At 68.3% G+C, this 9,488-nt stretch carries 12 protein-coding genes; 4 read left to right on the forward strand and 8 right to left on the reverse strand.

Annotation, left to right across the window (positions count from 1 at the left end):
* Positions 1-114 precede the first annotated feature (114 nt).
* The 4 genes from ACWEO7_RS30710 to ACWEO7_RS30725 all read right to left on the reverse strand — a co-directional run bounded on the left by ACWEO7_RS30710 (position 115) and on the right by ACWEO7_RS30725 (position 3,175).
* Entirely contained in the window at positions 115-579 is a 465-nt protein-coding gene (locus ACWEO7_RS30710) for a DUF5130 domain-containing protein (protein WP_355075932.1), read from the reverse strand.
* Positions 566-844 (reverse strand): aa3-type cytochrome oxidase subunit CtaJ, encoded by a 279-nt coding sequence (ctaJ, locus tag ACWEO7_RS30715; RefSeq protein ID WP_355075930.1) that lies wholly within the window; start codon positions 842-844, stop codon positions 566-568. The genes ACWEO7_RS30710 and ctaJ overlap by 14 nt, the downstream gene beginning before the upstream one ends.
* A gap of 105 nt (positions 845-949) precedes the next feature.
* Entirely contained in the window at positions 950-2,554 is a 1,605-nt protein-coding gene (locus tag ACWEO7_RS30720; RefSeq protein ID WP_452428383.1) for a glycoside hydrolase family 13 protein, read from the reverse strand.
* Between the two features lie 216 nt (positions 2,555-2,770).
* Positions 2,771-3,175 (reverse strand): globin, encoded by a 405-nt coding sequence (locus tag ACWEO7_RS30725; protein ID WP_452428385.1) that lies wholly within the window; start codon positions 3,173-3,175, stop codon positions 2,771-2,773.
* A 243-nt stretch (positions 3,176-3,418) separates the two neighbouring features.
* Here ACWEO7_RS30725 and ACWEO7_RS30730 point away from each other — a divergent pair, with 243 nt between their 5' ends.
* Positions 3,419-4,123: an HNH endonuclease gene (locus tag ACWEO7_RS30730; RefSeq protein WP_450019695.1), complete on the forward strand. Its 705-nt coding sequence runs from the start codon at positions 3,419-3,421 to the stop codon at positions 4,121-4,123.
* A gap of 4 nt (positions 4,124-4,127) precedes the next feature.
* On the opposite strand, the gene ACWEO7_RS30735 is transcribed toward ACWEO7_RS30730, so the two are convergent.
* Positions 4,128-4,694, reverse strand: a complete 567-nt coding sequence (locus ACWEO7_RS30735; RefSeq protein ID WP_452428387.1) for a helix-turn-helix domain-containing protein — start codon at positions 4,692-4,694, stop codon at positions 4,128-4,130.
* Between the two features lie 86 nt (positions 4,695-4,780).
* On the opposite strand from ACWEO7_RS30735, the gene ACWEO7_RS30740 reads away from it, so the two are divergent.
* From ACWEO7_RS30740 to ACWEO7_RS30750, 3 genes are read left to right on the forward strand one after another with little or no spacing between them, the layout of a single operon-like run.
* Entirely contained in the window at positions 4,781-5,332 is a 552-nt protein-coding gene (locus tag ACWEO7_RS30740) for an AzlC family ABC transporter permease (protein WP_452428389.1), read from the forward strand.
* Positions 5,290-5,580, forward strand: coding sequence for a hypothetical protein (locus tag ACWEO7_RS30745; protein ID WP_452428391.1), 291 nt, complete (start codon positions 5,290-5,292; stop codon positions 5,578-5,580). The genes ACWEO7_RS30740 and ACWEO7_RS30745 overlap by 43 nt, the downstream gene beginning before the upstream one ends.
* Complete coding sequence (locus ACWEO7_RS30750) at positions 5,580-5,888, forward strand: AzlD domain-containing protein (protein WP_452428393.1); 309 nt, start codon at positions 5,580-5,582, stop codon at positions 5,886-5,888. The genes ACWEO7_RS30745 and ACWEO7_RS30750 overlap by 1 nt, the downstream gene beginning before the upstream one ends.
* A 522-nt stretch (positions 5,889-6,410) precedes the next feature.
* Here the strand turns inward: ACWEO7_RS30750 and ACWEO7_RS30755 are convergent.
* The 3 genes from ACWEO7_RS30755 to ACWEO7_RS30765 form a co-directional block, all read right to left on the reverse strand.
* A complete protein-coding gene (locus tag ACWEO7_RS30755; protein ID WP_452428395.1) occupies positions 6,411-7,076 on the reverse strand; it encodes a hypothetical protein in 666 nt (221 codons plus the stop codon).
* A gap of 46 nt (positions 7,077-7,122) precedes the next feature.
* Positions 7,123-7,587, reverse strand: coding sequence for an acyl-CoA thioesterase (locus ACWEO7_RS30760; protein ID WP_452428397.1), 465 nt, complete (start codon positions 7,585-7,587; stop codon positions 7,123-7,125).
* Positions 7,584-9,488: NAD-glutamate dehydrogenase domain-containing protein (locus tag ACWEO7_RS30765; RefSeq protein ID WP_452428399.1), on the reverse strand; the 1,905-nt coding region annotated here is incomplete at its 5' end. The genes ACWEO7_RS30760 and ACWEO7_RS30765, both read right to left, overlap by 4 nt.

The following is a 9,488-nucleotide window of genomic DNA, read 5'->3' on the forward strand; positions in this document are numbered from 1 at the left end:
ACGCGCCGGACTTACGGCAGCCACTGCCCTACGCAACCACAGCGGCCTATCCCGTCTTTCGAGCCACAAAGGGGCCGCGAACACGCAACGCCATAGGCGCTGCGGACGAGGCAACTACCTGCCGATGGCGGCGGCCATCACGCGGACGGCCGAGACCACGCCGTCGATCAACTGGCCCTGCCGGAACGAACTCAGCGCGGCGGTGACGCCGAGCTGGCAGACGCGATCGTTCGCACGGTCGGCGACCGCCCGGCCCGAGCGCACCTCGATCGCCTTCTCGTTGGGCGAGACGGCGATGAGCACCGAATGCGCCGCCTCGGGCGTGCCCGGGAAGATCGCGTCCGCGGACGCGGCCGGGTCCTCGCCCAGATCGCCGATGTAGACGTTGAAGCGCACCTTCGTCGCGCGGGTCGCCTCGGTGAGCACGTTGTCCATGGTGAGCCGCTCTACGTCGTTGAACGGCGCTTCCTTGAACACGTCGCCTGCCTCGTGCACGCCGGAGACGCGTCCGCTGCTGGTGATCGCGTATCCGTGCGGCAAATCGGCTTCGACCACCGCGGGCCACTTAGAACCTGCCACTTGCCCGTCCTCCGATCAGCTCCACCGCGGTGGACTCGATGGCCGCATGCTGCTCATGCGGCGTTTCCGCGAAATGGTGACCCGAGCCGATCACCTCTTCGGTGGCACTCCACAGCACCGGCGACGCGGTCCACTTCTGGCCGAGGGCGAAGTGGACCGGCTTCTCGCCAGGCAGCGGCTTACCGAGGAACGACAATCCGGCGATGATGCCGTAGATCACCAGCGGTATGCCGGCGAAGATCAGCACTGTCTCGAGAATGCTCACGGATCAAAGGTAGACGATCCTCTGTAGTAGTTCTCCGTCCGGTCGAGCCGTATCGCCCTCCGTGTCGATTGCATCGGCCCCGAGCTGGGACTTTCCGGCGCTGCCTCAGACCAACCAGGCGGTCGCGTTCGGCGCCAGCTGGCCTCCGTCGGTCGGCGCGCTGGCCAGCAGCACGTCTCCCGGCGGTAGCTGGATGGGCGCGTCCGAGGCGTTGAGCACGCAGACCAGTCCCCCCGGCCGGCGGAAGGCGAGACAACCCGCCGGGCTGCCGTACCACTCGATGCGGTCCCCGGCGAACTCCGGCCGCAGCGCGCGCAGTTCGAGCGCCAGGCGATACAGCGACAAAGTCGACCCCAACTCCTCGAGTTGCGCTTCGACGGTCAGCGACGCCCAGTCGCCCGGAATCGGCAGCCACGGTGTCCCGGTGGTGAACCCGTACGGCGGCGCGGCACCCTCCCAGGGCAGCGGCACTCGGCAGCCGTCGCGGCCGCGCTGGGTGTGGCCGGAGCGCTCCCACACCGGATCCTGCAAGACATCGTCCGGCAGGTCGTCGACGTTGGGCAGCCCCAGCTCGGCGCCGTTGTAGATGAACACCGCGCCCGGCAGCGCCAGTTCCAGCAGGATCATCGCCCGCGCCCGCGCGACGCCGAGCGCACCGCCGCCGTAGCGGGTGACCTCACGCTCGATGTCGTGGTTGGACAACGTCCAGGTGGGCACGGCGAAGACCGGTGCTACGGCGGACAGCGAGTTGTCGATCGCGTCGCGCACCGCGTCGGCGTCGAACGCCGATTCCGCGAGGCGGAAGTTGAACGCCAGGTGCAGTTCGTCGGCACGCACGTACTCGCCGAAGCGGGTGTTGTCGTTCACCCACACCTCACCGATGGTGACCGCGTCCGGGTACTCGTCGACCACCTTGCGGATCCGGCGGTGGATATCGTGCACGGCGGGATTGTTGAACCGCGGGTCGCTGTCGTCGTGCGCGAGCAGGGCCGAGACGGACAGCTCGGGCATGTCGGGCAGACCGTCGGGTTTGGCCATGCCGTGCGCGACGTCGATCCGGAATCCGTCCACCCCGCGGTCGAGCCAGAACCGCAGCGTCTGCTCGAAATCGGCGGCGACCTCGGGGTCGGCCCAATTCAGGTCGGGCTGCTCACGGGCGAAAATGTGCAGGTACCACTGGCCGGGGGTGCCGTCGGGTTCGGTGATCCTGGTCCAAGCGGGGCCGCCGAAGATGCTCGGCCAGTTGTTCGGCGGCTCGGCGCCGCCGGGGCCGCGGCCGTCGCGGAAGATGTATCGATCGCGCTCCGGGCTGCCGGGGGCCGCCGCCAGCGCCGCGCGGAACCACGGATGCTGGTCGCTGGTGTGATTGGGCACCAGGTCCATGGCGACCTTGATCCGGCGGGCATGCGCCTCGGCGATCAGCGCGTCCATCGCGGCGAGACCGCCGAAGAGCTGATCGATATCGCGGGGATCGGCAACGTCGTAGCCACCATCGGCCATCGGCGAACGCATCACGGGGCAGATCCACAGTGCGTCGACGCCGAGCAGTTCGAGGTAGCCCAGTTTGTCCCGGACTCCCCCGAGATCGCCGACCCCGTCTCCGCTCGAGTCCGCGAAAGATCTCGGATAAACCTGGTAGAACACGGCCGACCGCCACCACGACTGCGTGGTGCGATCGACCGGCGCCGTTAAGGCTGGTGCATCACTCACATCCGCAATAGTGCCAAAGTTTCGACGCGAAGCCTTCTCCCGGCACACAGTTTCGAATGACCGGCAAATATCTAGCACGGACATCGGCACAGGCGAAAAACGCTGCTCCGCTCCGCCTCTCGCGCGCAACCGTCAGGTCACCCGCTGTTCACCAGCGAATGTTTCGCCACCACAACGCGGTAGAAAACACACCAGCGCCGCAGTGCCGCGCCGTGGTCAGAACGGGGCGTTCACCAAGGAGTTGGCAGCCATTTCCAGGTAGTCGAGCAGCGCCTTACGGTGCTCGTCATCGAGCGTTTCCGGCTCGATCTCGGCGACCGCGATACGCATGCACCGCAGCCACGCGTCCCGCTCGATCGGCCCGATGGTGAACGGCATGTGCCGCATGCGCAAGCGGGGATGACCGCGCTCGTCGGAGTAAGTGCGCGGACCGCCCCAATACTGCTCCAGGAACATCCGCAAACGACGCTCCGCCGGACCGAGATCCTCCTCCGGATACAGCGGGCGCAGCACCTCGTCGGCGGCCACCTCGCGATAGAACGTCGCGAGGAGCCGCCGGAACGTCTCCGCCCCACCGACCGCCTCGTAGAACGACGTCGCCGTTTGCTCGCCCGAAGTCATAGACCCTCTCGCTTCACCGGATGCGCCGCTGTCCATTGTGCCCGCGCCCGGGCACCGCCGCCGTACCGCCCTTGCGCCGCCGATCGGCAACCGGAACATCGCGCCGGAATGGCACTTCAGCCACAGTTAACCGGACATTGTCGAAAATCACCGTGCAATGCCCGACATTCCATGGTCAACTGGGGGACAGTCTCTGCTTTGCAGATACCACATGATCCTGCCAATCATGAAATCGAGGTCGAGATGAAGCAGCGGCACGGCGCCCGATCACATGAGGCGCGAGCGCACCGACAACTCCAGCCCGCCGACGTCCACAATCGTGGGTCGGGGGCTACTCCGCTGCACATCGTGTCCGAACGATATCCGGGTGGACATCGTGGCCATCACGACCACGGACCCCGCCCGACCGCCCCGCCCGCCGAGGGCACGAACTGGCTCAAGACCAGGGTGTTGCTGTTGAACGCCACCTACGAGCCGCTCACCGCATTGTCCGCGCGCCGCGCGATCGTCCTCCTCATCTGCGACAAGGCCGACGCCGTTCACCACAACGACGAAGGGCCGGTAGTGCACTCCGCCGATACGTCGGTGGCCATTCCCTCGGTGATCCGCCTGCGCACCTACGTGCACGTTCCGTATCGCGCCAGGGTGCCGATGACCCGCGCCGCGCTCATGCACCGGGATCGCTACCGCTGCGGCTACTGCGGCGGCAAGGCCGAGACCATCGACCACGTCATCCCGCGCAGCCGCGGCGGGGAACATTCCTGGGAGAACTGCGTCGCCAGCTGCGCGCCCTGCAACCATCGCAAAGCCGACAAACTGCTCAGCGAGCTGGGCTGGACGCTGCGCGCCCCGCTGGTCTCCCCGAAGGGCCCGCACTGGCGCCTGCTGTCCACTACCGCCGAACTCGACCCCGTGTGGTTGCAGTATCTCGACGAAGGCGCCGCCTGACTGATCAGGTGTACTCCACCACCAGCGTCGCCCAGGTCGGCGACGCCAGTGCCTCGAACACGTGCGGTTGGTCACCCGGGTAGGCGATGTAGTCGCCCGGGTGTAGTTCGACGGGCGCGTCGACCGGGCCGACCAGCGCGCGCCCTTCGGCGAGCAGGACGTGCTCGACCACACCGACGCTATGCGGATCCGATCGCCGCGCATGCCCCGGTTCCGCGGTGATGCGGAACAGGTCGCGGCGGGAATTGGCCGGCCCGGCCGCCAGCAGCGTCGCCCGGTACTCCGACTGCTCGGCCGCCACCACCGGCCCCTCACCGGCGCGGATGACGTGCACGTTCGGGCGCGGCGGGTCGAGCAATCGGGAGAACGGCATGTCCAGGGCGACGCACAACGCCCACAAGGTCTCCAGGCTCGGATTCCCCGTTGCCGATTCCAATTGCGACAGAGTGGATTTCGCGATACCCGCCCGGCCGGCGACCTCGCTCAACGAGAGTCCGGCCCGGGTGCGCTCGCGGCGCAGCGCGGCGGCGATCACCGCCTGTGGTGTTGTCGTCGCGTCCTGCTGCGTCATTCCCACCTCTGCTTGTTTTGCAGCGCCTTCGGCGCTGCGTGTGCCGCGATTATGCCGTGGGGTCGTGGTGTTGTGGTTGCGCTGGAGTGCTGGACGGCTGCGGTGCGGACATGTTCGCAGCGCGTGTCCTTCGGAGCTCTCGCCGGGAAACCATGTTGACGAAGTGCGGCGTCATGTTCACTATAAGCTACATGCGTTCGATATGGCGAACACTCGATCGGAATGCGCTGCTCGGGATCGGGGCGGTGTGCCTCGCCGTCGGTGTGATCGGGATTTCCTATGGGGCGACCGCGGTCGCGGCGGGCTTTCCGGTCTGGCTGCCGGTGCTGCTCGGGTGCGTGGTGCTGGCCGGGAGCTCGGAGTTTCTGTTTCTCGGGATCGTTGCCGCCGGCGGCAACCCGATCGCGGCGGTGCTGGCGGGACTGCTGGTGAACGCGCGGCATGTGCCGTACGGGCTGTCGGTTCCCGACGCGGTCGGCACGGGCTGGCGCCGCTCGCTCGGCGTTCATCTGATGAACGACGAGTCCGTCGCGATGACCATCGCCAGCCCGACGCGCCACGCAGACGGGCGGCCTACTGGATCACCGGCGCTGGGGTGCTGCTCGCCTGGCCCGGCGGCGCCGCCGTCGGAGCGCTGATCGGATCGGTGGTCACCGACACCTCGGCGCTCGGACTCGATGCGGTGTTCCCCGCGGTCCTGCTCGCGCTGGTGTTGCCCGCGCTGCGCGACCGGACCACCCTCGCCGCAGTGGGTGTCGGCACGGCGATCGCCCTGGTCAGCGCTCCGTTCCTGCCCACGGGGCTGCCGGTGCTGCTCGCCCTGTCCGGGGTGCTGGTCGCGGCGCGGCAAAAGCCTCTACCAGCGACCGCGCGGGGAGCGGCGTGATGCTGGCCGCCGGAGTCGTCGCTCTCGCCGCGGGCACCTACGCGTTCCGCTGGGCCGGACCCGCACTCCGCGACCGAGTGCGCCTTCCCGCACGTGTGGTGTGGCTGCTGGAGATCGGCGCCGTCGTATTGCTCACCGCGCTCGTGGCCGTCACCACCTTGCCGCTGGGCACCGCAGACCTCGGATTCGCCGTGCCAGCAGGCGTATTCGCGGGTGGACTTGTCGCGTGGTTCCGACGCCCCATTCTGTTGGTCATTCTCGCCGCAGCCGCGACGACGGCAGTCCTCCGCTACATCGGCGTCTCGTGAGCGGCACCGCGCCCGCAGCAGGAGGCGGCGCCGTCCCCTCCTGCCGACGGCGCCGCCTGTCCCATCGATCGCATCCGAGCGCCCCTGTGCTACTCGGGTTCACAGTCCGCGGCCCGCATTGGCAGCCATCCAGTGGCAGCGAAAAGAACTGGCCGTCATCGTCACCCGGCGACTCACGCGACGGAGCGATACAGCGCGCGTTCGGACGGCTTCGCACCGCCGCGGCCGAAGCGACATGCGCTCGGCACCGATCCCGTCAAACCAACGGAAAGGCAGTTTGCACTGCGGGAACCGGCCCGACGCGGCTGTAGGGCCTTGCCCTGCATCGCGGGAGACGTCGGTCGCCCACCGCGGATCGCGGGCGAGCAGGAATGAACGCACCAGCACTTCGTGAGAAGGGCAGCGGAGCGGCCGAGCCCCGCGACCTCATCCCGAATGGTGATCGGTAGCGAGGATCCCCGGCGGACCGCCCTCCGGCGCGGATCGTGCGACGCACCCGGCGACGACCATCGAGCGACGCGATCAACGCGGTAGCAGCGGAATTCCACCGCCGAGCCGACGCGCGACCGAGCCGTAGCGAGCGTCGAGCCGCAGCCAGGTTCTGGTCGCGCGAACACGGACGATCTCGGCGGCGGGGATACGGCGAGGGTCGGCTTTCTCCCCCGAGTGCGGGATGAAATCCATCGCCGTGAGCGCGAAGACGACGCGCATCGGCACCTGCACCCGGGTGCCCGCGCCGGACACGGTCAGCACCGCCTGATCCAGCAACGAGGCGGGCGGGCCGTGGCCGCTGCCGTGTTCCTTCGCCAGCTGCGCACCCTGCTCGGCGAGCTCGACCAGGGTGCGTGCGGGCACGTCGTCGACGTGTGCGAAACCGTCGATGGGTGGCAGCGCGCCGCGCCACGCGGAGTCCATCGAATATCCGAGGTCGATCGGACTGCCACCGGCCGAACCGGCCAGCACGAGATCGGCGCCGACCGTCACGTCGTCGACGCCGAGTTCGGCGACCACGGTGCGCATCGCCAGCGCTTCGAAACCCGTCGCCACCCAGGCCGAGACGTATTTCTCCCCGCGGCGGCGCAGGCGCACCACCGCCCCGGGGTCCAGCCGCACGGCCCTGGTCAGAAACGTCGCGAGATTCTCCCGCTCCGCCGGATCGGGCACATGCAGCACTCGTTGTTCCGCCATCACGGCCGCTCCGCCGTCACCACTCCGCCACCACCGACACGGTCGCTCAGTCCATCCATTCGGACAGGTAATCACGCTCGGCGTCGGTGAGCCTGCGCAAACGCTGCGCCCGCATGTCGAACGCCGCGATCTGCGTGGACGCCACCACGGCCGCGGGCGAGTCGGGCAGCGCGCCCGCCGCCCGCACCTCGTAGCCGATGGTGAAGTCGACCGCGCGCAGCTGCTCGATCCACATGGCGATGTCCAGCGGCGTGTCCTCGTGCCGCAATTGACCGCGGTAGCGGACACGCAGATCGGCCAGGACGCACCCCTCGCGCAGCGGTGCGGTCGGGCGGCCGTCCTCGAACAGCCACGGAATGCGCGCCTCTTCCAGCAGCGTCACCATCCGGGCATGGTTGACGTGCTGGAACACGTCCATGTCCGACCACCTGACGTCCACCTTGGCGTGGAACCGCCTGGGCAGCACCAGACTGCCCGCGGCCTTCCCGCTGCCCCTCACCGAACTCGTCAACGTGGTACCTCCGATTGAGCGCCCACCCCGCTCACCATGCTCCGCACTTGCCGCGCTGCAACCGACAACGTGGCGAGATCGTGGGTTCCGGACTCGAACAATTCCGACAGCGCCGCCCTGGCTCTGCCGAGGCGGGACTGATTCTTCGACTCCCAGTATGCAATCTTCTCGTCCGCCGTCTCCTCGGGGTCGCCGCCGGAGAGCACGTCGAGGGTGAGCGAGCGCAGCGACCCGTACATGTCGTCGCGCAGCGCGAGCCGCGCCAGCGCGTGCCAGCGGTCGCCGCGTTCGAGGTGGCTGACCGCCTGCAGCAGCCAGTCGATCTTGAGGTGGTCGTTGAGCGCGTAGTACAGCGACCCGACCTCGTCGCCGTCCCGGTCGGTGATGTCGGCGATGTCCACGATGTCCAGCAGCGGGAAGAGGTGGAGCAGACCGAACACCTCGGTGGCGAGGTCGGTCGGCGCACCGCGAGCGATCAACTCGGCGGACCGGTCGGTGAGCGAGAACACGTGGTGCCCGCGCAGCCATCCCGGCACCTTGGGAGCGAGTTGCCGCACGTCGGCGCGGTACCGGCTGATCTCGGAGCCCACCGCGATCGGCTGCGGGCGATTGCTCAGCAGCCACCGGGACGCCCGGTCGAGGGTCCGCTTCGTCTCCAGTTCGAGCAGGTCACGCACCGGGGTCGGCGCGTCGCAGGCGCGGATTCGCGCCCATCGTTCATCCAGGTCGAAGATTCCGCTCGCCGCGGCGAAGGCGCGCACCGCGTCGGTGGTGGTGGCGCCGACCTCTTCGTTCAACCGGTGCGCGTAGGTGATGCCGCCGTAGTCCACCATCTCGTTGACGATCATGGTGGTGACGATCTCCCGGCGCAGCCGGTGGCGTTTGATCGCCGCTCCGAACCGGTCGCGCAGCGGCGTGGGGAAGTACTCCGGCAGCCGCGCGGCGAAGTATTGACTGTCGGGCAGGTCGGAATCGAGCAGATCGGCCTTGAGCGAGAGCTTCACGTGCGCCATGAGATTGGCCAGCTCGGGCGAGGCCAGTCCGGCGTTCTCCTCCAGCCTGTGCTTCATCTCCTGGTCCGAGGGCAGCGCCTCGAGTTCGCGGTCCAGGCCGCGACGCTGTTCGAGTTCCTCGATGAGCCGCATCTGCACGCTGAGCATGTGCGGCGCCTCGGTGCGCGAGATGCCCATGAGGAAGTTCTGCGCCACATTGTCCTGCAGGACCATCTGGGCGACCTCGTCGGTCATGGAGGCCAGCAGCGGGTTGCGCTCGTCCGGCGGCAGCTGACCGCCGGAGACCACGGCATCGAGCAGGATCTTGATGTTGACCTCGTGGTCGGAGCAGTCCACGCCCGCCGAGTTGTCCAGCGCGTCGGTGTTGATCTTGCCGCCGTTGCGGTTGAACTCGATGCGGCCCAGCGCCGTGGCGCCGAGATTGCCGCCCTCGCCGATCACCTTGACCCGCAACTGATTCCCGTTGACCCGGACCGCGTCGTTGGACTTGTCGCCTACCTCGGCGTTGGTCTCGGTGCTCGCCTTGATGTAGGTGCCGATACCGCCGTTCCACAACAGATCCACCGGAGCGAGCAGGATCGCGCGAACCAGCTCGGGCGGCGACAGCGATACGACGTCGTCGCCCAGGCCGAGAGCCGCCCTGGCCTGCGGGCTGATCGGCACGGCCTTCACGGTGCGATCCCACACACCGCCACCGGGGCTGATCAGCGACGTGTCGTAGTCCGCCCACGACGACCTCGGCAACGCGAACAACCGCTGCCGCTCCCGGTACGAGCGGGCCGCGTCCGGGTCGGGGTCGAGGAAGATGTGGCGGTGGTCGAACGCGGCCACCAGACGAATGTGCTCGGACAACAACATGCCGTTGCCGAACACATCACCACTCATGTC

The organism is Nocardia sp. NPDC004260, assembly GCF_053603155.1.